Below are 20,946 nucleotides of genomic sequence, written 5' to 3'. Positions count from 1 at the left end.
ATTAAATCTGCAAGCTGGCACGCTTTATGTATTACCCCTACAGCCCTCTCGTCAGGCCGGTGTGATCCGGCGTCAGACGAAATCCCCAATCAGGAGATTCAGATGAACCGGTTTATTATCGCCGACCCGAAAAAATGCATCGGCTGCCGCACCTGTGAAATAGCCTGTGTGATGGCGCACAGTGAATCGCAGGATATTTCACAGCTTAACGCCGTTACCTTCGCACCGCGTCTGCACGTTATCAAAGGCGTCAATCTCAGTACGCCGGTGATGTGCCGCCAGTGTGAAGATGCGCCCTGTGCCAATGTCTGTCCGAACGGTGCCATTCTTCGCGCCGCCGATCATGTGCAGGTGATGCAGGAACGCTGTATCGGTTGTAAAACCTGCGTGGTCGCCTGTCCCTACGGCGCGATGGAGGTGATCACCCGACCCGTTTTCCGTCAGAACGGGGCAGCGATGGTCGCCACCTCAGATAAAGCCGAGGCGCACAAATGCGACCTGTGCCACACCCGCCCGGACGGCCCGGCCTGTATGCAAACCTGCCCGACCAAGGCGCTATTCGCCATTGATCGCAACCAGTTGCAGGAAATGAACGCAGAAAAACGCCGCCGTGCGGCGCTCGACAGCCCCTCTCCGCTGCTGTTTTAACCCCGGATTAAGGAAACCCTCTTATGAATAAAGTCACGACCGTCTGCCCCTATTGCGGGGCTGGATGTAAATTGAACCTGGTTGTCGATAATGGAAAAATCATCCGCGCGGAAGCGGCGAATGGCGTCACCAATCAGGGCGAATTGTGCCTGAAAGGTTACTACGGCTGGGATTTTCTCAATGACACCAAACTGCTCACGCCGCGGCTGACCCAGCCGCTGATTCGCCGTGAAAAAGGCGGTAAATTTGAAGCCGTCAGCTGGGATGAAGCCATCCGCTACACCGCGCAGCGCCTGGCGGCGATCAAACAAAAACATGGCCCGCGCGCCATCATGACCACCGGATCGTCACGCGGCACCGGCAATGAAACCAACTTTGTGATGCAGAAATTTGCCCGCGCGGTGATCGGCACCAACAACGTCGATTGTTGTGCCCGCGTCTGCCACGGACCCTCAGTATCAGGATTGCAGGCCACGCTGGGTAACGGCGCGATGAGTAACTCCATCGGTGATATCGAAAACTCAAAATGCCTGCTGGTGATCGGCTATAACTGCGCAGACTCGCATCCCATCGTCGCCCGTCGGGTGATCAAAGCCAAAGAAAAAGGGGCGCAGATCATCGTCTGCGATCCGCGCCGCATCGAAACCGCCCGGATTGCCGATCAGCACCTGCAAATCAAAAACGGCTGCAACATGGCGCTGGTCAATGCCTTTGCCCATGTGCTGATCGAGGAAGATCTGTATGACCACGACTATGTGGCGAAGTACACCGAAGGCTTTGAGGAATACCGTAAAAATGTCGCCAGCTACTCCCCGGAAGCCGTAGAGGAGCAGACCGGCGTCTCCGCCCGGCAAATCCGTCAGGCGATGCGCACCTACGCCGCCGCCCCGTCTGCCACCATCATGTGGGGCATGGGCGTTACCCAGTTTGGTCAGGCGGTTGATGTGGTGAAAGGCCTGGCGGGCCTGGCCTTACTCACCGGCAATCTTGGCCGGGCCAACGTCGGCGTCGGCCCGGTGCGCGGACAAAATAATGTGCAGGGTGCCTGTGATATGGGCGTACTGCCGAACGAATTTCCCGGCTATCAGTCGGTCACCGATCCGAAGATTCGGGCGAAATTCGCCGCAGCCTGGGGCATTGATGTGGATCAGATGGATGCCGAAATCGGTTACCGCATCACCGAAATTCCGCATCTGGCGCTGGAAGGCAAGGTCAAAGCCTATTACATCATGGGCGAGGACCCGTTACAGACCGAAGCTGACCTGGGGCTGGTACGTAAAGGCTTTGAGGCCCTGGAATTTGTGGTAGTGCAGGATATCTTCATGACCAAAACCGCGGAGCAGGCCGACGTCATTCTACCGGCGACCTCGTGGGGCGAACACGGCGGCGTCTTTTCCTGCGCCGACCGGGGATTCCAGCGCTTTGAGAAAGCCATCGAACCGAAATATAACGTCAAACGCGACTGGGAGATCATCAGCCTGCTGGCGACCCAGATGGGTTATCCGATGCAGTACCAGGATAACCAGCAAATCTGGGACGAAATGCGCAGCCTCTGCCCGCTGTTTTACGGCGTCACTTACGAAAAAATGGGTGAACTGGGACACGTTCAGTGGCCCTGCACCACGCTTGAAAGCCCAGGCACGCCCTGGCTCTACGCTGACAATCACTTCGACACCCCTACCGGTAAAGGTCAGCTGTTTGCCGCGCCGTGGCGCGCACCGGCTGAACTGCCCGACGGCGACTATCCGCTGGTGCTCTGCACCGTGCGCGAGGTCGGTCACTACTCCTGCCGATCAATGACCGGTAACTGTGCCGCCTTGCAGACGCTGGCCGACGAACCGGGCTTTGTGCAGATGAATCCGGCTGATGCGCAGGCGCTGAATATCGGCGATCAGCAGCTGGTATGGGTCGCTTCACGGCGCGGCAAGGTGATCTCACGCGTCAACTACAACGAGCGTATCAACGTCGGTGCGGTCTACATGACCTATCAGTGGTGGATCGGCGCCTGTAATGAACTGACGCAGGATAATCTTGATCCGATCTCCAAAACGCCAGAGACCAAATACTGTGCGGTCAACGTCGAGCAGATTGCCGATCAGCGCTGGGCCGAAAACTACGCTCATCAGACCTACAGTGATATGAAAGCGCGCCTGCGCAGCGCGGTGGAAGATGTGATCCCGATCGTCGCGGTCTGATGCTGACCAGCCTGCTGAGTCGCGGCCCGTTTCGTGCGGGTCGCGGTCAAGGCGCAACGCCCGGTATCCGGCTGGCAAAACCGCTCAGCCGGTCTGCCGCGCGAAACTGAAAAAAAGGAGTCGCCGTTCATGTCTGCTTCCGGCTTACGCATCCGCATTAGCGGTAAAGTTCAGGGCGTCGGCTTCCGGCCTTTTATCTGGCAGCTGGCCAGCCAGTTGCAGCTGCGCGGTGAGGTCAGCAACGACAGCGCCGGTGTGGAAGTCAGGCTGCTGCAACCGCTTAACATCGACGCCTTGTTAGCACAGATAGCACGCGACTGTCCGTCGCTGGCGCGTATCGATAGCCTGAGTGTGGAACCTTTCGACTGGCAGACGTCGCCGCAAAACTTCACGATCGCTGACAGCCGTCGCAGCCGGATGAATACCCAGGTGGTGCCCGATGCGGCAACCTGTCCGGCTTGTCTGCAGGAGATGGCGAGCACGGACGATCGCCGGTTTGGCTACGCCTTCACCAACTGTACCCACTGCGGCCCGCGTTTTACGCTGATCCGCGCCATGCCTTACGATCGCCCTTTTACCAGCATGGCCGCCTTCACTCTCTGTCCGGCCTGTCAGCAGGAGTATCAGAATCCCGCCGATCGGCGCTTTCACGCGCAGCCGGTCGCGTGTCCGCACTGCGGCCCTCGCGTCAGTGCGACGTTACAGAATGGCGATCTGCTGGCGCAGGATGCAGCAGCCATAGCGCGGGCCGCGCGGGCACTCCGGGCCGGCAACATCGTTGCCATTAAAGGGCTCGGTGGTTTTCATCTGGCCTGTGACGCCACGCAGCAGGCAGCGGTGATGCGTCTGCGGCAACGCAAACGGCGACCGTCGAAGCCGCTGGCGGTGATGCTGCCGGATATCAGCTGGCTGATGCGGTGCAGCGATGAAGGCGGTGATAGCGGCGCGCAGCCTGAGCGGCGTACGCTGCTGACTTCATCTGCCGCGCCGATTGTGCTGACTCCGCACAGCGCGACGTCACCGCTGTGCGCCGCGATTGCGCCCGGACTGGATGAGGTCGGGCTGATGCTGCCCTTTACGCCCCTGCATCATCTGTTAATGCAGGCCTGTCAGACGCCGCTGGTGATGACCTCCGGCAATATCAGCGACGCGGCACCACCGCTTACCAATGAGGCGGGCCGCTGTCAGCTCGCGGCGATCGCCGACCTGTGGCTGCTGCATAACCGGGATATCGTGCAGCGCGCCGATGATTCGCTGGTGCGTGCGACGCCAGCGGGAACGGAAGTGTTACGCCGGGCGCGCGGTTACGTACCGGACGCCCTGCCGCTGCCCGCCGGATTTGATCGCCCGCCGCCGCTGCTGGCGCTGGGCGGTGACCTGAAAAACACCTTCTGCCTGGTACCGGGTAAGCAGGCCATTCTCAGCCCGCATTTTGGTTCAGTCAGCTATAGCGATATTGCCGCCCAGCAGCAGCAGGCGATCGCCCATTTTCAGCAGCTTTATGACTGCACGCCGCACTACGTGGTCTGTGATGCGCATCCCGGCTCGGTCAGCCAGGCGCAGGCACAGCGCCTCGCCATCAGCAAAATTGAGGTGTTTCACCATCACGCCCACATCGCCGCCTGTCTGGCAGAACATCAGTGGCCGCTGGACGGCGGGACAGTGGTGGGACTGGCGCTGGACGGTCTCGGCTACGGTGAAGATGGGGCGCTGTGGGGCGGAGAATGTGTGCTGGCCGACTATCGGCATTGTGAACATGCAGGCGGATTACCAGCTGTCGCGCTGCCGGGAGGTGACCGTGCCGCCCGTCAGCCCTGGCGTAACTTACTGGCGCAGTGGCAGGCGTTTGTGCCGGACTGGCAGACGCATCCCGATGCACAGGCGCTGTCAGCACATCCGTGGCAGCCGCTCTCCAGAGCCATCCGCGCCGGCGTCAACGCGCCGCTCGCCTCCTCCTGTGGCCGTCTGTTTGATGCCGTTGCTGCCGCCCTCGGCTGCGCGCCCGCCACCCTGAGCTGGGAAGGTGAAGCGGCCTGCCGTCTGGAGACGCTGGCGCGACAGGCACAAGGCGCGAGGCATCCGGTCACGCTGCCGTTGCGGCAGACCCCGCAGGGCATCCGACTGGATCTGGCCCGCTTCTGGCAACAGTGGCTGGCGTGGCGGACATCCTCCGCCGAACGCGCGTTTGCCTTTCATGACGCCCTGGCGCAGGGCTTTGCCGCCCTCGCCCATTATCAGGCGCGGCGATCGGGCTGCAATACCGTGGCGCTGGGCGGAGGCGTGCTGCACAACCGGCTGCTGCGTCAGCTTTTGCCGCACTATCTGGCACCGCTTCGCGTGCTGATGCCGCAACAGTTCCCTGCCGGAGACGGCGGACTGGCGCTGGGCCAGGCGGTTATCGCCTGCGCCCGCCTTCAGCATTGTGACATTTCGTTTACTGACAAGGATCTCCATGATAAAGCGTGATTTTTTTCACACCCATCGTCGCGCCTGCTGGCTGTTAACCGGTCTGGTGGCGGTTAATTTACTCAGCTGGGGCTGGGCGCTGCTGCTGTTTCAGCACAACGCGGCGCTGATCGCGGCCGCGCTGCTGGCTTACGGTTATGGTCTGCGCCACGCCGTCGATGCCGATCACATCGCGGCGATTGATAACGTGACGCGCAAACTGATGCAGCAGGGTCAGCAGCCGGTGGCCGTCGGCGCTTTTTTCTCTCTCGGCCACTCAACCATCGTGGTGCTGGCCTGCGTGGCGATTGCCGCTACCGCGCTGATGTCCGGCCATAACATCGGCTGGCTGCATGATTATGGTGGCACCCTCGGCACGCTGATTTCGGCCCTGTTCCTGCTGCTGATGGCGCTGCTGAATGCGCTGATCCTGCGCGATGTCTGTCGCCGCTTTCAGCGGGTCAAACAGGGTAAAATCCCTGAGCGGCAGGTGGCGCTGGAGGAACTGCAAGGTGGGATCATGAGCCGGATATTCAGGTTTGCGTTTAATCTGGTGAACCGAAGCTGGCAGATGTATCTGGTCGGTTTTTTGTTCGGACTGGGTTTTGATACCGCGACTGAAATTGGTCTGCTGGGCATGTCGGCGGCGGGTGCCTCTTCCGGGATGTCGGTGTGGAGCATTCTGGTGTTCCCGGCGCTGTTTGCCAGCGGCATGGCGCTGGTGGATTCACTGGATAACTTCGTGATGGTCGGCGCATACGGCTGGGCTTTTAATAAGCCGGTGCGCAAGCTCTATTACAACATCACCATTACCGCCACCAGCGTGGTGATCGCGCTGTTTATCGGCGGGCTGGAAGCGCTCGGGCTGATGGCAGATAAGCTGGATTTACATGGCGGGCTGTGGGCGACCGTCGGCCAGCTGAACGACAATATGGGCAGTGTGGGCTACGTTGCGGAGGGGGCTTTTGTGGTGTTCTGGGCGCTCTCTGCGCTGAATTATCGCCGCAAAGGATATGATCGTCTGGTCAGTTAACCGCTGCCGGTCCGGCATCAGGGCGGATCGCAACAGCCAGGCCGATCGGCGTTATGGTGGCAGGTGACGGATAAACGCAATAAGGGCGGCTGCCCTTATTGCGAGGCCCGCACTTATTTAGCGTAGGCTTCGGTCGACAGGGTCAGCTCAACCTCATCACCCACTGCTGGCACATATTTATCCAGCTTAAAGTCGGAGCGCTTGATGGTGCCGGTGGCGTCAAAACCAATCGCCTGCTTCTTCACCATCGGATGCTCGCCCTGCTGGTTCAGCGTCGCGTGCAGCGTTACCGGTTTGGTGATCCCTTTCAGGGTCAGATTGCCTTCAACGTCAAATTTGTTGTCGCCCTTCGCCACCACTTTGGTGCTGTGGAAGGTCGCGGTCGGGTATTTGGCGGTGTCGAAATAGTCTGCACCGTTAAATTCTTTGGTCAGCGCCGCAACGTGGCTGTCGATTTTGCTGACGGGCAGCGTGACGTCAACGCGCGACTGCTCAGGATGGTCTTTATCAAACACCAGCGAACCGCTGGCATCCGGGATGTCCGCCGTCGGATGTGAGAAACCGAAATGATTCCAGCTGACCACTACCGAGGTGTGCTCCGGATTGAGCTGGTAGTGCATCGCTTCTGCCTGAGAGAAAGGGACATACAGGCTGGCAACGGCTAACAGGGGCAGCGCAACACGCTTGAGGTTCTTCACGGTAAATTCCTTGTACAACTCAAAATGTAGAGTGAGTGTGGTGCAATTCGGCGGGAATAAACAGTGAAGAGATTTGTCGGTAATTTTCAAATAAATTCAGCAACCTTGCCGATGGCGCTTACGCCGCGCCACCGGCAGTAAACAGTACCCGCCAGCGGCGACGGGCCTGAATCAGCTCCTGATGCAGCTGCTGCAACCGCGCGTGGTCCAGCGTCTCAATCGCCGCCGCATCCGGCTCAGCCAGACCATTCAGCTGGCGCAACCGGGCCAGCGCCTGGTCCGGGCGCTCACGGTGCAGAGCGGCCCTGATTGCCTCCAGGTCGCAGGTCGCCAGCGTCTCATTCAGCGAACGCAGAAAGTTACGGCAGTAGCGCAGCAGCGACAGCGCACTGTAATCGGGCGACTGCAACGCAAACAGCACGCCATCCTGATCGGCACAGCGCAGGTAGCGGCTGCTGACCACATAGCCTATCTGCTGTTCCACCCGGTAACGCTGAAAAAAACGCGGCTCATACAGCAGCGCCAGCGCCCGCAGCGCGACCCGTTGCTCCGCATCCTGTGGCCCCGAGCGGGACGCATTGTGCAGCGGAATAAACAGCAGCAAGGCGTTGTCGCGGCTGACATGCGGCAGCGCGGTCATGCCACTCTGTGCCGTCATCCGCATCGGCGGTAACGCCGGATTGACCGGCAGCGCCAGGGCGCTCAGCCGTCGGGCAATCAGCGTATGCAGCGCCGTGCTGCCGCCGGTCAGCAGGGCACGCCAGCAGCCCGGCGTAAAGTGGGTTGCCAGCTGGTAAGGCAACTGCCGGAGCAGCGCGCGGATGGCAATCGTATCAGGCGATGAGGGCGGTTCCACGCTGACCGGCGGCGTCAGCGCCAGCACCAGCTGATGCAGCGCCCAGTCCGCCACTTTCAGATCGGCGGTCAGTTGCAGCGTCAGTTGCCACACGCCCTCCACTTCCTGCCACTCGCCCCGGCCGCCCAGATGACGCAAGGCGGCAAACAGCGGACGCAGCCGACGACCATACGCCTCGCCTACGGCCTGGCTGAAGGTCGAAAAAAATTCCGGCCGCAGCAGCAGCGTGGCGGTGGGGTCGGCCGGACCGGCGTCGGGATCAGGGTCAGCGCCTGGAGTGGAGATCGGAACCGGGCTGGACGGGTCGGGAGCGGGATGACAATGCGGTAAGGGGACCGCCTGTGACGGCAGTGGCCCGGCGGTCAGTTCCGCCGCCAGCGGATAGAAGGTGAAGTCTGTCGCCTGGTGAGCAGCGGGCAGCGCGGGCTGCCAGGGATGCAGCGCCAGGCTGAAGCCCTGGGTCAGCACGTTTTCCGCCGCCGCCTGCGGGCTGCACACCAGCGTGGTGCCGGGCCCCTCTGCCAGCGTTGCCAGCAATGCCGGAAACGCCTCAATCGCCGCCTGCGGCTCAAAACCGAAAGCGCGCTCGCGTAACTGATCCAGCGGCGTCAGCGCCGTAAAACGCTGTTGCGCCAGCTGAAGGTAGTGCTGCTGCTGCGGCTCACCGCTGTGTCTGAGTGCGGTTAACCAGCGGTCGAATAGCGCATTGACCGCCTCAGGCTGATCCGTCTCAATGCCCATCGCCAGCCAGACCGCGTTATCCGCCTGATAGAGCCATTTCAGGCTCAGGTTCTCCGCCAGTTGCTGCTGGCGAAGCGTGGCCAGCAGCGAACCCGGTGCTTCATCCAGCAAAAACTCGCGCCACAACGTGACACCGTCACTGCTGTCCAGCAGCCAGCTGCGCCACAGCGCGGCCGGTTCGCTATTGCCAAGCCGGAATGCGGCGCTGGCGGGCAGCCTGGGGCGCGGCGTCTCCTGCTGCCACTGGCCCTGCGGCAGTGCTGCGGCAAAGGTGTGCGCCAGCTGTTCCAGCTGATCCAGTGACTGCGGTCCCTGCAGCCAGAGCCGCAGATTGCCGGCATAAAAATGACGCTGGTGGAACTGGCGTAACGCCTGTTGCAGCGCGGTCATCTCCTCGCCAAATGCCGCCCGGCTGCCCACCTGAAAGCGCTGAAACGCGGCCGGTGACGCAGCCAGATGCAATAACGCCGCCTCGGTACGGGAAGGCTGATGATGGGCTATCAGCTGATATTCGGCCTCTATCACCGCCACTTCCTGGCGGATCGCCTGATGATCGAGCAGCGGATGGGCGATCATATCCTGCAGCCGTGCCAGCCCGTCAGCCAGCTGGGGCGGCGCTACCTCAAAGAACCAGGCACTGCGCCGCGCCAGCGTGGTGGCGTTCACCCGGCCGCCCTGCGCCTGAATCCAGCTCATCAGTCGCCCATCCTCCGGCCAGCCCGCGCTGCCGGTGAACAGCAGATGCTCCAGCAGGTGCGCCAGTCCCGGCCAGCGGTCTGGCTCATCGTGGCTGCCCGCGCCGACCTGAACTAACGCGGCGGCCTGGCGCGCATCGGGCTGATGCACCAGTTCTATCCGAAGGCCGTTAATTTCCAGGCGGCGCACCGTTACAGATTCCGGGTCTTGTAGATCAGCTGGGAATTGCTGCGATTACGGAACTGCAGCTGACCAATTTTGATGTCGCTGCAATCCGCTTCGCGGCGGGCTTCAAGGATTTTGCCATGATGAGGCGATTTGCTGCAGACCGGATCGGCGTTGTCGGCATTGCCGGTCAGCATGTAAGCCTGACAGCGGCAGCCGCCGAAATCTTTCTCTTTTTCGTCGCACGAGCGGCACGGCTCAGGCATCCAGTCGTAACCACGATAGCGGTTAAAACCAAACGAGTGATACCAGATGTCGTCCAGCCGCTGATCGAGCACCGACGGGAACTCCACCGGCAGCTGGCGCGCGCTGTGGCACGGCAGCGCCGTCCCTTCCGGGGTAACGCTGAGGAAAATCGCGCCCCAGCCGCCCATACAGCCTTTCGGACGCTCTTCATAATAATCTGGCGTGACGAACAGCAGATTGGTCAGATTGCCGCTGGCGCTCATCTGCTCGCGGTAACGGCTGACCACGGCTTCAGCGCGGGCGATCTGTTCGCGGGTCGGCAGCAGGCCTTCCCGGTTGAGCTGCGCCCAGCCATAAAACTGACAGGTCGCCAGTTCAACATCATCCGCTTCCAGTTCGATGCAGAGATCGATGATTTTATCGATCTGATCGATGTTATGGCGATGCAACACGAAGTTCAGCACCATCGGATAGCCGTGCGCTTTCACCGCTTTCGCCATCTCCAGCTTCTGCTGGAAGGCTTTTTTCGATCCGGCCAGCGCGGCATTCAGGGTTTCATCACTGGCCTGGAAGCTGATCTGAATATGATCCAGCCCGGCCTCGCTGAACGCATCCAGCTTTTTCTCGGTGAGGCCAATGCCCGAAGTGATCAGGTTGGTGTAGAAGCCAAGGTCGCGCGCCGCTTTGATCAGCTCCGGCAGATCTTTACGCACCAGCGGTTCACCGCCGGAAAAACCGAGCTGCACGCTGCCCATAGCGCGGGCCTGACGGAACACCTCGATCCACTGTTCGGTGGTCAGCTCTTTCTCCTGCTGCGCAAAATCGAGCGGGTTCGAGCAGTACGGGCACTGCAGCGGGCAGCGATAGGTCAGCTCCGCCAGCAGCCAGAGCGGCGAATTGACGTCAGGTTTATGCGGGGTCACGGAACTGTATCCACTTCTGTTCATAGGCTGATTGCAGGAACTCTTTCACATCGTCACCGACGCCGCCCGCTTCCGGGAACTGGCTATCCAGCGTGGCAATGATTGCGGCGATATCCTGTTTACCGTCCAACAGCGCGAGGATCGCCGCCGCCGTTTCGTTGAGCTTCGCCATCCCTTCCGGGTAGAGCACCACATGGCTATCCTGCGCCGCTTCCCACTGCAGCCGGTAGCCACGGCGGAACACCGCTATCGATTTTTCGTTCATCATTTATACCAGTCGGGTGGTGTGCCACGCCGCCTTGTCGGTGACGGTGTGGTAAGGCGGCCGCTTCAGCTCATAGGCCATGGTCATCGCGTCGAGCATACTCCACAGAATATCGAGCTTAAACTGCAAAATTTCCAGCATCCGGTTCTGCTTTTCGGCGGTGGTACAAAATTCCAGCGCCAGCGCCAGACCATGTTCCACATCGCGGTTCGCCTGGCTCAGACGGCTGCGGAAGTAGAAATAGCCCTCTTCTTTGATCCACGGATAGTGCTGTGGCCAGCTGTCGAGGCGCGACTGATGGATCTGCGGCGCAAACAGTTCGGTCAGGGAGCTGCAGGCCGCTTCCTGCCAGTTGGCGCGACGGGCAAAGTTGACGTAGGCGTCAACCGCAAAACGCACGCCCGGCAGTACGTGCCGCTCAGAGATCAATGCTTCACGCGTCAGCCCGACCGCTTCGCCCAGCTGCAGCCAGGCTTCAATGCCGCCCTCTGCGCCGTTGCTGCCGTCGTGATCGAGAATACGCTGCACCCATTTACGGCGGGTGGCCGGATCGGGACAGTTGGCCATGATAGCGGCATCTTTCAGCGGAATGGTGGTCTGGTAGTAAAAACGGTTCGCCACCCATCCCTGAATCTGCTCGCGCGTCGCCTGACCGTTATGCATCGCGATGTGATACGGATGATGAATATGGTAGTAAGCGCCTTTGTCGCGCAGCGCCTGTTCAAAAGCCTGCGGCGAGAGCGTGTCAGTGATCTGCATGATTTAGTCCTGAAGGTGGATCGCCATCCCGTCCCAGCTTACCTCTATTCCTTGTTCTGTCAGGAACTGACGCTGAGGTGACTGCTCGTTGAGGATCGGATTGGTGTTGTTTATGTGGATCAGAATTTTGCGTTTAGCCGGCAGCGAGGCCAGCAGCGCCATCAGCCCCTGCTCTTCCGCCAGCGCCAGGTGGCCCATCGCTTTGCCGGTATTTTTCCCGACGCCGGTGGTCAGCAGCTCATCATCCTGCCAGACGGTGCCGTCAATCAGCAGGCAATCGGCTTTCTGCAGCCACGGCAGGATCACCGCATCCGGCTCTCCGAGGCCCGGCGCATACAGCAGCGTCTGACCGCTGGCGCGGTTTTCAATAAACAGCGCCACGTTGTGGCCCGGCAGTGGCCGATCGCGGTAAGGCGAATAAGGCGGTGCGTTGCTGAGAATCGGGATCGCGGTGAACTGCAGATCGCGGCAGACGTCAACGCTGAACGGCGTCAGCGGCGCAATGGGCCGGTGCTGCAGACCGCCGTTCCAGTGGGTCAGCATCGGGAAGATTGGAAAGCCGCTGCTGAGATCCTGATGCACTTCCGGCGTACACCACACCTGATGCGGACAGCCTTCGCGCAGGCTGAGCAACCCGGTGGTGTGGTCGATCTGGCTGTCGGTCAGGATAATGGCGCCGATCGCCGTGCCGCGCAGCACCCCGTGACGGACTAATTCAGGCGTATGCAGCATCTGCTGACTGATGTCGGGCGAGGCGTTACATAACACCCAGTCTTCGCCATTATCGCTGAGAATAATCGATGATTGCGTGCGGGGACGGGCCTGAATGGAGCCGGTGCGCACGCCGTGGCAGTTGGCGCAGTTGCAGTTCCACTGCGGAAATCCGCCACCCGCGGCCGAGCCGAGGACTTTAATAAACATGAAGGAAAACCAGAAGTTGAAACAAAATGCCCGCACAGAGGGCGGGCAGAATTATTAACGGTTGGAGATGTACAGCGTGACTTCCAGACCGAGACGCAGATCAACGAAAGTTGGTTTTTTCCACATGAGTTTTTTCCTCTTTAGTAACAGTAAATTAGCGGCCTTAAAAAACAACGGCCAGATGTGAAACGCGATCCGAGTCACAAAATTGCCGACAGATGTTGCGCCAATGGCGCGTCGAGATCAACCCGAAAGAAGTAAGGAAATTGTTATCACAGACCGGTTTGTCTTAAAACCCGCTGCCAGTTTCCCCACGCCAGCTTCTCTGTCAGTCTCTGATCATAGCCCGCTTCGCGCAAAGCGGCGAGCAGACGCGGTAAACCGCTGACATCGCCCAGCGCTGCCGGCGGCGTGATACCGTCGAAATCGGAGCCAAAGGCCACATGGTCGCTGCCCATTATCCTCATCAGATGATCACAATGCTTAACAATTTCTGTCAACGGAGTGTTATCGTCGCGCTGACCGTCAGCGCGTAAAAAGGCGTTGCCGAAGTTGATACCGACCAGTCCGCCGCTGTCGCGAATCGCCAGCAGCTGCGCATCGGTCAGATTGCGCGGCTGTGGACAGAGCGCATGCGCATTGGAATGGCTGGCGACCAGCGGCGCAGCGGAGAGCCGTGCGGTATCCCAGAACGCTTTTTCGTTCATATGCGAGACGTCGATCATCATCCGCAGCGCATTGGCCTGCTGGATCAGCGCTTCACCGGCCGCCGTCAGCCCCGGCCCGGTATCGGGCGAGCCGGGAAATGCGCCATTCACTCCGTGACCAAAGCGGTTCGGCAGGTTCCAGAAAGGCCCGATGCTGCGCACCCCGGCCTGCCAGAACGCCAGTAACGCCTCGCCGTCACCGTCCAGCGCATCGGCCCCTTCGATATGTGCCACCATCGCCAGCACGCCCGCGGCGCGGCAGGCTGCGATCTGCTCGCTGTCACGACAGAGTTGCGCCCGCCCGTCCGATTCATCGGCCAGCTGCTGCAATATCGCCAGCTGCTGCCACATGATCGCCTGCGGTTGCCACGGCTCTGCCGCCCGTTCCGGTGCCATCCGGGCGACATACTCCTGTGGCGGAACAAAAATCGCAAACAGTCCGCCGCCCATGCCGCCCTGCTGAATGCGTGGGTAATCGAGATGCCCGCGCGCAATGCCGTGATAAAACGCCTGCACGGGCGCATCGCGGTGATGCAGCCACAGGTTCAGCAGCAGATCGTTGTGACCATCAAAAATCAACATAAACACCCGACTGTAAGAAAGATCGCGCCATGCTACCGCTGCACGGCGGATTCATCAAACCACAGCGCACCCAGCGTTCAGTGACGGCAAAAGCGCACTTGTCACTTTTGCGCTTCAGGTTGTCAGCCTTGCGCGCGCGCCACTGCCGCGCTGCCGCCAGACTGATAAAAAACCACCAGGAGAGAACAATGCTGACCCATCCCGCTGAGAAGTACTGCCCATCCCCGCTGATTAACCTGCCCGATCGCCAGTGGCCTGCCCGTCAGATCACTCAGGCACCGCGCTGGCTGGCGACCGATCTGCGCGACGGTAATCAGGCGCTGGCGCAGCCGATGGATCGCGCCCGCAAAATGGCGTTCTGGGCGCTGCTGCTGCGCTGCGGCTTTAAAGAGATTGAGGTTGCCTTTCCCTCCGCCTCGCAGACCGATTTCGATTTTGTGCGCGACCTGATTGAACAGCGCCAAATCCCTGATGACGTGACCTTGCAGGTACTGACCCAGGCGCGCCACGATTTGATTGAGCGCACCTTCGAGGCATTGCAGGGCGCGCCACGGGCGATTGTGCATCTCTATAACGCCACCGCCCCGCTGTTTCGTGAACGGGTGTTTAAACAGAGCAAAGCGGAGATTGTGGCGCTGGCTACCCGCGCTGCGCAGCAGATCCGCGCCGCCTGCGAGGCGCAGCCGGAGACGGCGTGGACCTTTGAATATTCGCCGGAAACCTTCTGTTTTACTGAAATGGCGTTTGTGCTGGAGATTTGTGAAGCGGTGGCCGATGTCTGGCAACCTGAGGCCGACCGGCCGATGATCATCAACCTGCCCGCCACGGTAGAGGTTAATACGCCCAACGTTTATGCCGACCAGATTGAGCTGTTTTGCCGCCAGTTCAGCCGCCGTGATGCGGTCTGTATCAGCGTGCATCCGCATAACGATCGCGGGACCGGTGTCGCCTGCGCCGAGCTGGCGCTGCTGGCGGGGGCAGACCGGGTCGAAGGCTGCCTGTTTGGCAACGGCGAACGCACCGGTAATGTCGATCTGGTGACGCTGGCGCTCAATCTCTATACCCAGGGCGTGGCTCCGCAGCTTGATTTCAGTCAGATGAGTGAGGTGATCGAGGTGGTGACCCGCTGTAATCAACTGCCGGTCCATCCGCGCCACCCTTACGCCGGTGAACTGGTGTTTACCGCCTTCTCCGGTTCGCATCAGGATGCGATCCGCAAGGGCTTTGCCTGGCGCGCCAGCCAGCCGGAAACCCGCTGGCAGATGCCCTACCTGCCGCTCGATCCGGCTGATATCGGCTGCAGCTATGAAGCGGTGATCCGCGTGAACAGCCAGTCAGGCAAAGGAGGCGCCGCCTGGCTGCTGGAGCAGAATCACGGCCTGCAGCTGCCGCGCGGCTTGCAGCAGGATTTCAGCCGCTGCGTGCAACAGCACACCGATCGTCACGGCGGTGAAATGACCCACTACGCGCTGTGGCAGCTGTTTTGCCGCCACTATGGCGTAGACCAGCCGACGCTGCAGTTGCTGAATGCCAGCAGCCAGAGCGACAGCGGCGCAGAGACGACGCTGACCGCCAGCGTCAGCGATCGGTCGCGCACCCTGACGTTACAGGGCCGCGGCAATGGCTGGCTGTCGGCTGGCGTGAATGCCCTGCGGCAGTGCTTCGATCTGTCGCTGTCGATTGAGGATTATCATGAGCACACGCTGGGAAAACGCAGCGAGAGCCGTTCGGTCGCCTACATTAGCTGTCTGGATGCCAGTGGCCACCGCTACTGGGGCGTGAGCATCGATAACGACACGGCGCGCGCCGCACTGCAGGCGCTGTTTAATGCGGCGAGTCGTTTGAGGGAAAGTAGTCTGTCGGTGCCACGCCCAGCAGACGACGAAACATCGCGCTGAAGGCACTCGGGCTCTCATAGCCGAGATCCAGCGCCACCTGCAGCACCGAATCGCCCTGCGCCAGCCGCGTCAGGGCGATGGCGAGACGGGCGCGCCGGACCCAGTCGCTGAACTGCAGGCCGGTTTCGCGGCTGAAGTGACGCGCCAGCGTGCGTCCCGAGACGTTAAGGCTGTCACTGGCACGCTGCAGCGTCCAGCTCTCGCCTGGCGTCTGCTGAATCCGGTCACACAGCGCCTGCAGGCGGGCGCTGTGCGGCGCGGGCAGCGCAAACGGCAGCACGTCCATGCCGCGGATTTCATCCAGAATTAACTCCAGGATCCGTTCAGCCCGACTGTCCGCACTATAGGCGTCTGGCAAGCTCAGCGCACTGACAATCAGCTCGCGCAGTAATGGCGTGATCTGCACCACCTGACAACTGGCAGGCAGATCGGCGCGCGCCAGCGGATGGATAAACAGCGTACGGGCCGCCACCCTGCCGGTGATCTGCAACGCATGACGGGTAAAGGCCGGCAGCCAGACGCCACGGCTCGGTGGCACAATCCAGCTGCCATACTCGGTTTCGACCCGCACCACGCCGCTCAGCGTGTGGATCAGCTGGGCGCAATCGTGATGGTGCCACGGCTCGCTGGCACCGTGCGCATAATCATGCGCCAGCGGCACCAGCGGACGCTGGCTGAAGTCAAAGCCCGGCGGACAACTCATTGCGCCTTCAGATAACGATAAACCACCGCCAGATCCTGTTCGCCGAGGCCGTCATCCACCGCCTGCTGCCAGACATCCGCAATGTTTGCCAGCGCCGGCAGTGGCGTGTCGGAGGCTTCCAGCGCCAGCCGCGCATCTTTCAGCGCCCAGACCAGATTCATCTGCGGGGTATAGTCGTCGCTGGCGATCATGGCCAGCTTCATTTTTGCATAGGGTGCCGCCAGCGGACCGCCCTCCAGCACCTGCCACAGATCGTCGGTGGAGAAACCAAACTGCGCCGCCAGTTGGGTGCTCTCCGCCAGGCTCTGCATCATGCCGATCAGCCAGCTGTTGATCACCAGCTTCATGCGCGAACTTTTGCCCGCCTCGCCCAGCCACTGTGTGCCTTTGCCAATCGCAGCGAACACCGTTTCCGCCGCGGCTGCGCGGCTGCGATCGCCGCTGGCCAGCACCAGAATCTGCCCATTCTCTGCCGGCGCTTTGGTGCCGGAGACCGGCGCATCGATAAACAGCATATCGCTGCGCGCGTCAGCGAATAACGCGATCAGCGCGTCGGTTTTTTCCACGCCAATGGTGCCCATCTGGCACAGGATGGCACCCGATTTAAACGCATCCAGACTCTGCTGCAGCACCTGCTCCGTGGTTTCGCCATCGGAGAGCATCGCAATCACCACATCGGCCTGCGCCACGGCCACGGCCGGGGAATCGGCCAGCTGCAATCCGGCCTCCAGCAGATCCTCGCCGCGCGCGCGGGTGCGGTTCCAGCCATGAACCTTAAAACCTTTCTTCAGCAGGTTAGCGGCAAACGCGTGCCCCATTGCACCCAATCCCAGAACCGCCACTTCAGGTTGTTGACTCATGCTGACTCCCTTTGATCATTATCGAGGTGATGCGCCACCGCCCCGCAGGCACGTACGCATCATGGGTAAAAAAGGCCGTCTCCAGCCTGGCGGCAAACGGCCAAAAAATCCAGCGCAACAGAATGCGTCATCCCGGAGAATGCGGCGCGTCCATTGCCGGCAAAGAATATTCTTTCGCCAGCACGCTCTCTTTTTTATGTGTCCACACCCCAGGTTCAGATTTACCGCAACCGACCGGGCCGGGCAATATTGGGTATTCTGCCGCGGCCTCATTTTGCGTCCTGCCACCCCAGAACTATGCTTTATTCACTTTTATTTCTGAGAGCGCCCGCTATGCAGCAATTTGATCCGCAGATGCTTCTGTTACTTTATTTCGTATTACCCGTCTGGCTTATTGCTGGCTTTGCCGACTGGATCTGTCATCGGGCCACCGATATTGAAAACACCACCGGACTGAAAGAAACCTGGATCCATATTCTGATGTTTCTGGAGATGGGGCTGCCGTTATTATCGGCGCTGTTTCTGGAGGTGAATGCGCTGGTGATCGGTTTCATGATTGTGCTGTTCTTCTGCCACGAAGCCACAGCGCTGTGGGATGTCAGCTACGCGGTAACGGCGCGCGAGGTCAAACCGGTTGAGCAACATGTTCACAGTTTTCTTGAGATGGTGCCGCTGATGGCGCTGCTGCTGGTTATTTCACGGCACTGGCCGCAGTTCCAGGCACTATTTGGTCTGGGCGATGAGTCGCCCCGTTTTGAACTGAAGTGGCGCGCCGATCCGCTACCGACCGGTTATATTATTTTCGTGCTGTCGGCTATTTTCCTGCTGGAGATGCTGCCCTATCTGGAAGAGTACTGGCGCGGTAAAAAAGCCCGCAGGCGTGCCGCGAATAACCGCGCCGCCGGGGAATAACCGCCGATGACCTTATCGCCCGCTATTTTCATTTTGCTGACCGGCAGAAAACGAAATAGCGGTCGCCGGGCGCAGAACGGATAAAATAACGCCGACGGCCCCGCCGCAGGGTCTGCGCGGAATAAGCGTGACGCCACGTAAAAGGCTATACCCGACCCCGGCAAAGCATTACCATACGCGCCAATTGTTCCAGCTGGTTCATTGTTGATCTTTTCTCAGGCCGCTAAAAATGAAAATAACCTTACTGCGTCAGGCGACGCTGCCGCTGTTGATCCTGCCCGCCCTCTATCCTTTGTCGCCGCTGGCGGCGGAAAATGACAATACCCTGGTGGTCAGCGCGACCCCGGCGGAGAGCGGCCTGAACGTGCTTGATACGCCCGCCGCCGTCAGCGTGGTCAGTGGTGATGAGATGCGCCAGGCCGCGCCGCGCGTCAACCTGTCGGAAAATCTCAGCAGCGTGCCCGGCCTGCAGATCCAGAACAGACAGAATTACGCCCAGGATCTGCAACTGTCGATCCGCGGCTTTGGCTCCCGATCAACCTATGGCGTTCGCGGTTTACGCATCTATGTCGACGGTATTCCCGCCACCATGCCGGACGGTCAGGCGCAAACCTCAAATATTGATATCGGCTCCATCGATCACGTCGAGGTGCTGCGCGGGCCGTTTTCCGCGCTGTACGGCAATGCCTCCGGCGGCGTGCTGAATGTGACGACTCAGGCCGGGCAACAGCCGCCCTCGCTGGAGGCGAGTAGCTGGTACGGCAGCTACGGCAGCTGGCGCAACAGCGTCAAAGCCAGCGGCGCGACCGGCGACGGCAGCCACGCCGGTGATGTGAACTACACCGTTTCCGCCTCACGCTTTACCACGCACGGCTACCGGGACCACAGCGCCGCCCAGAAAAATCTCGGCAATGCCCGGCTCGGGGTGCGGATTGATGATGTCAGCACCTTAACGCTGCTGTTCAACAGCGTGCATATCGATGCGCAGGACCCCGGCGGTCTGACGCCCGCCCAGTGGCGCGACAATCCCCGTCAGGTGGTGAGTAATGTCTCGCTCTACGATACGCGTAAAACCGTTGACCAGACGCAAGGCGGCCTGCACTACCAGCGCCAGATGAGTGAAAACGACGATCTCAGCGTGATGGTGTATGCCGGTGTACGCGAAACCACCCAGTTTCAGTCGATTCCCGCCAGTGTTCAGAGCAGCCCCAGCCATCCCGGCGGCGTAATCGACCTGACCCGCCACTATCAGGGCATCGATACCCGCTGGACCCACCGCGACAGCCTGCTGTCGATTCCGGTGACGCTGACCGGCGGCCTCGATTACGAAACCATGACGGAACGGCGCAAAGGCTACGAGAACTTTACCGTCAGCAATGGCGTGACCCATTACGGCGATCAGGGCAACCTGCGCCGCAATGAGCGCAACCTGATGTGGAACCTCGATCCCTATCTGCAGACGGCCTGGCAACTGACCGATAAGCTGTCGCTGGATGCCGGCGTGCGCTTCAGCACCGTTAACTTCGACTCCAATGACTTTTATGTTCGTAACGGCAACGTTGATGACAGCGGCGATGCGCGCTATCACAAATGGTTACCGGCGGCGTCGCTGAAGTATGCGTTTGACCCGAGCTGGAACGCCTATCTCTCGGCCGGTCGCGGCTTTGAAACCCCAACGATTAATGAGCTGTCTTACCGTTCAGATGGTCAGTCGGGCCTCAATCTCGGCCTGAAACCGTCCACCAGCGATACGCTGGAGATCGGCAGCAAGAAACGGATTGGCAATGGCCTGGTCAGCGCGGCGCTGTTTCAGACCGATACCCAGGATGAAATTGTCGCTGACGCCAGCAGTGGCGGACGCACCACCTATAAAAACGCCGGCGAAACCCGACGTCACGGGCTGGAGTTAGCGCTGGATCAGCAGTTTGGCTGGGACTGGCAGCTGAAAATGGCTTATACCCTGCTGGATGCGCGCTATCGCAGCAACGCCTGCGGCAGTGACAGCTGCGACGGCAATCGCATTCCCGGCATCGCCCGTAATATGCTCTACGCCGGACTGGGCTATGCGCCGGAACAGGGCTTCTATGCCGGAGCGGAAATGCGCTACCTGAGCCAGATCGCCGCCGATGACCAGAATGAGGTCAATACCCCATCCTATACCGTCGTCGCGCTGAACAGCGGCTATAAATGGCAGGTCAGTGACTGGACGCTGGATCTGTTTGGCCGGGTCGATAATCTGTTTGACCGCGAGTATGTCGGGTCGGTGATCGTTAATGAGAGCAATGGCCGCTACTTCGAATCGGCACCTGGCCGCAATTACAGCGTCGGCTTAACGCTGGGTTACGCCTTCCGCTAATTAAAGAGGCTGGCTTGCAAAAGCCAGCTTATTTTCGCCCGCCATTCAGATTAATATAATCTCACCGCTTTATTATTCAACGCTGTTATTTAAGATAAATCGCGCTCCGCTTTATTTGGCTGCCTGATAGCAAAACATTTATAACCTGTTATTAAACTGTATTCTCTTTTGAGAATAAAAATGGAAATAGCGCCTCAATTAAAGTGACAGGAATCCGCCTGTTTCCTGATAGATTAGCGTCAAATTAAACTCATCAACTCAGCCGCTCATCTTGACGGCTTAAATCCTCAATTGTGCGTTGAGCTTTGATGCCATACAGGGATGCTTAGTCAATGAA

Annotated in this window: 18 protein-coding genes; 8 read left to right on the top strand and 10 right to left on the bottom strand. The window is 60.2% G+C overall.

Annotated elements, in window-relative coordinates; all coding sequences use genetic code 11:
- Positions 1-102: 102 nt before the first annotated feature.
- The 4 genes from hydN (at position 103) to ACX3P5_RS08480 (ending at position 6,321) form a co-directional block, all read left to right on the top strand.
- Complete coding sequence (hydN, locus tag ACX3P5_RS08495) at positions 103-648, top strand: electron transport protein HydN (protein WP_233984355.1); 546 nt, start codon at positions 103-105, stop codon at positions 646-648.
- Positions 649-671: 23 nt separating this feature from the next.
- The gene (gene fdhF / locus ACX3P5_RS08490) at positions 672-2,843 is read left to right on the top strand and encodes a formate dehydrogenase subunit alpha (RefSeq protein ID WP_233984356.1); all 2,172 of its coding nucleotides are present in this window, start codon (positions 672-674) and stop codon (positions 2,841-2,843) included.
- 129 nt (positions 2,844-2,972) lie between these two features.
- Positions 2,973-5,309, top strand: a complete 2,337-nt coding sequence (gene hypF / locus ACX3P5_RS08485; RefSeq protein WP_458968554.1) for a carbamoyltransferase HypF — start codon at positions 2,973-2,975, stop codon at positions 5,307-5,309.
- On the top strand, positions 5,296-6,321 hold the full coding sequence (locus ACX3P5_RS08480) for a HoxN/HupN/NixA family nickel/cobalt transporter (protein ID WP_458968553.1): 1,026 nt from the start codon (positions 5,296-5,298) through the stop codon (positions 6,319-6,321). The genes hypF and ACX3P5_RS08480 overlap by 14 nt, the downstream gene beginning before the upstream one ends.
- Before the next feature lie 113 nt (positions 6,322-6,434).
- Here ACX3P5_RS08480 and ACX3P5_RS08475 read toward each other — a convergent pair whose 3' ends face one another.
- The 8 genes from ACX3P5_RS08475 to ACX3P5_RS08440 form a co-directional block, all read right to left on the bottom strand.
- Positions 6,435-7,019, bottom strand: coding sequence for a YceI family protein (locus ACX3P5_RS08475; RefSeq protein ID WP_233984359.1), 585 nt, complete (start codon positions 7,017-7,019; stop codon positions 6,435-6,437).
- Positions 7,020-7,137: 118 nt separating this feature from the next.
- Positions 7,138-9,501, bottom strand: a complete 2,364-nt coding sequence (gene pqqF / locus ACX3P5_RS08470) for a pyrroloquinoline quinone biosynthesis protein PqqF (protein ID WP_458968552.1) — start codon at positions 9,499-9,501, stop codon at positions 7,138-7,140.
- 2 nt (positions 9,502-9,503) lie between these two features.
- Positions 9,504-10,670: a pyrroloquinoline quinone biosynthesis protein PqqE gene (gene pqqE, locus ACX3P5_RS08465; protein WP_409520415.1), complete on the bottom strand. Its 1,167-nt coding sequence runs from the start codon at positions 10,668-10,670 to the stop codon at positions 9,504-9,506.
- Positions 10,633-10,911 (bottom strand): pyrroloquinoline quinone biosynthesis peptide chaperone PqqD, encoded by a 279-nt coding sequence (gene pqqD, locus ACX3P5_RS08460; protein ID WP_458969174.1) that lies wholly within the window; start codon positions 10,909-10,911, stop codon positions 10,633-10,635. The genes pqqE and pqqD overlap by 38 nt, the downstream gene beginning before the upstream one ends.
- Positions 10,912-10,914: 3 nt before the next feature.
- Positions 10,915-11,670, bottom strand: a complete 756-nt coding sequence (pqqC, locus tag ACX3P5_RS08455) for a pyrroloquinoline-quinone synthase PqqC (protein ID WP_458968551.1) — start codon at positions 11,668-11,670, stop codon at positions 10,915-10,917.
- Between the two features lie 3 nt (positions 11,671-11,673).
- A complete protein-coding gene (gene pqqB, locus ACX3P5_RS08450) occupies positions 11,674-12,591 on the bottom strand; it encodes a pyrroloquinoline quinone biosynthesis protein PqqB (protein WP_233984363.1) in 918 nt (305 codons plus the stop codon).
- Between the two features lie 54 nt (positions 12,592-12,645).
- Positions 12,646-12,717 (bottom strand): pyrroloquinoline quinone precursor peptide PqqA, encoded by a 72-nt coding sequence (gene pqqA / locus ACX3P5_RS08445; protein WP_009090272.1) that lies wholly within the window; start codon positions 12,715-12,717, stop codon positions 12,646-12,648.
- Positions 12,718-12,863: 146 nt separating this feature from the next.
- Entirely contained in the window at positions 12,864-13,880 is a 1,017-nt protein-coding gene (locus ACX3P5_RS08440; protein ID WP_458968550.1) for a dipeptidase, read from the bottom strand.
- A gap of 188 nt (positions 13,881-14,068) precedes the next feature.
- On the opposite strand from ACX3P5_RS08440, the gene leuA reads away from it, so the two are divergent.
- Positions 14,069-15,778 carry a 2-isopropylmalate synthase gene (gene leuA, locus ACX3P5_RS08435; RefSeq protein WP_458968549.1) on the top strand — a complete coding sequence of 570 codons (1,710 nt, stop codon included), beginning with the start codon at positions 14,069-14,071 and terminating at the stop codon, positions 15,776-15,778.
- Here leuA and ACX3P5_RS08430 read toward each other — a convergent pair.
- Together ACX3P5_RS08430 and ACX3P5_RS08425 are read right to left on the bottom strand one after the other, a co-directional pair.
- Positions 15,705-16,481 carry an AraC family transcriptional regulator gene (locus tag ACX3P5_RS08430; protein ID WP_233984366.1) on the bottom strand — a complete coding sequence of 259 codons (777 nt, stop codon included), beginning with the start codon at positions 16,479-16,481 and terminating at the stop codon, positions 15,705-15,707. The genes leuA and ACX3P5_RS08430 overlap by 74 nt on opposite strands.
- Positions 16,478-17,341, bottom strand: a complete 864-nt coding sequence (locus ACX3P5_RS08425) for an NAD(P)-dependent oxidoreductase (protein WP_458968548.1) — start codon at positions 17,339-17,341, stop codon at positions 16,478-16,480. Before ACX3P5_RS08425 ends, ACX3P5_RS08430 begins: the two co-directional genes overlap by 4 nt.
- A gap of 11 nt (positions 17,342-17,352) precedes the next feature.
- On the opposite strand from ACX3P5_RS08425, the gene ACX3P5_RS08420 reads away from it, so the two are divergent.
- From ACX3P5_RS08420 to pqqU, 3 genes are all read left to right on the top strand, one after another.
- Entirely contained in the window at positions 17,353-17,688 is a 336-nt protein-coding gene (locus ACX3P5_RS08420; RefSeq protein WP_458968547.1) for a hypothetical protein, read from the top strand.
- A gap of 7 nt (positions 17,689-17,695) precedes the next feature.
- Positions 17,696-18,253 carry a diguanylate cyclase gene (locus tag ACX3P5_RS08415; RefSeq protein WP_233984369.1) on the top strand — a complete coding sequence of 186 codons (558 nt, stop codon included), beginning with the start codon at positions 17,696-17,698 and terminating at the stop codon, positions 18,251-18,253.
- Between the two features lie 229 nt (positions 18,254-18,482).
- Positions 18,483-20,609 (top strand): TonB-dependent receptor PqqU, encoded by a 2,127-nt coding sequence (gene pqqU, locus ACX3P5_RS08410; RefSeq protein ID WP_458968546.1) that lies wholly within the window; start codon positions 18,483-18,485, stop codon positions 20,607-20,609.
- Positions 20,610-20,946 lie beyond the last annotated feature (337 nt).

It is taken from the genome of Pantoea sp. S-LA4, assembly GCF_054482835.1.
Note: the sequence above shows the minus strand (reverse complement) of the source record. Positions and strands in the feature narration are given on the sequence as shown.

Excerpts from the sequence above, each read along its gene's own strand:
- hydN (WP_233984355.1), top strand. The coding sequence starts at position 103 with ATGAACCGGTTTATTATCGCCGACCCGAAAAAATGCATCGGCTGCCGC.
- fdhF (WP_233984356.1), top strand. The coding sequence starts at position 672 with ATGAATAAAGTCACGACCGTCTGCCCCTATTGCGGGGCTGGATGTAAA.
- hypF (WP_458968554.1), top strand. The coding sequence starts at position 2,973 with ATGTCTGCTTCCGGCTTACGCATCCGCATTAGCGGTAAAGTTCAGGGC.
- ACX3P5_RS08480 (WP_458968553.1), top strand. The coding sequence starts at position 5,296 with ATGATAAAGCGTGATTTTTTTCACACCCATCGTCGCGCCTGCTGGCTG.
- pqqE (WP_409520415.1), bottom strand. The coding sequence starts at position 10,670 with ATGAACAGAAGTGGATACAGTTCCGTGACCCCGCATAAACCTGACGTC.
- pqqD (WP_458969174.1), bottom strand. The coding sequence starts at position 10,911 with ATGAACGAAAAATCGATAGCGGTGTTCCGCCGTGGCTACCGGCTGCAG.
- pqqC (WP_458968551.1), bottom strand. The coding sequence starts at position 11,670 with ATGCAGATCACTGACACGCTCTCGCCGCAGGCTTTTGAACAGGCGCTG.
- pqqB (WP_233984363.1), bottom strand. The coding sequence starts at position 12,591 with ATGTTTATTAAAGTCCTCGGCTCGGCCGCGGGTGGCGGATTTCCGCAG.
- ACX3P5_RS08440 (WP_458968550.1), bottom strand. The coding sequence starts at position 13,880 with ATGTTGATTTTTGATGGTCACAACGATCTGCTGCTGAACCTGTGGCTG.
- leuA (WP_458968549.1), top strand. The coding sequence starts at position 14,069 with ATGCTGACCCATCCCGCTGAGAAGTACTGCCCATCCCCGCTGATTAAC.
- ACX3P5_RS08430 (WP_233984366.1), bottom strand. The coding sequence starts at position 16,481 with ATGAGTTGTCCGCCGGGCTTTGACTTCAGCCAGCGTCCGCTGGTGCCG.
- ACX3P5_RS08425 (WP_458968548.1), bottom strand. The coding sequence starts at position 17,341 with ATGAGTCAACAACCTGAAGTGGCGGTTCTGGGATTGGGTGCAATGGGG.
- ACX3P5_RS08415 (WP_233984369.1), top strand. The coding sequence starts at position 17,696 with ATGCTTCTGTTACTTTATTTCGTATTACCCGTCTGGCTTATTGCTGGC.
- pqqU (WP_458968546.1), top strand. The coding sequence starts at position 18,483 with ATGAAAATAACCTTACTGCGTCAGGCGACGCTGCCGCTGTTGATCCTG.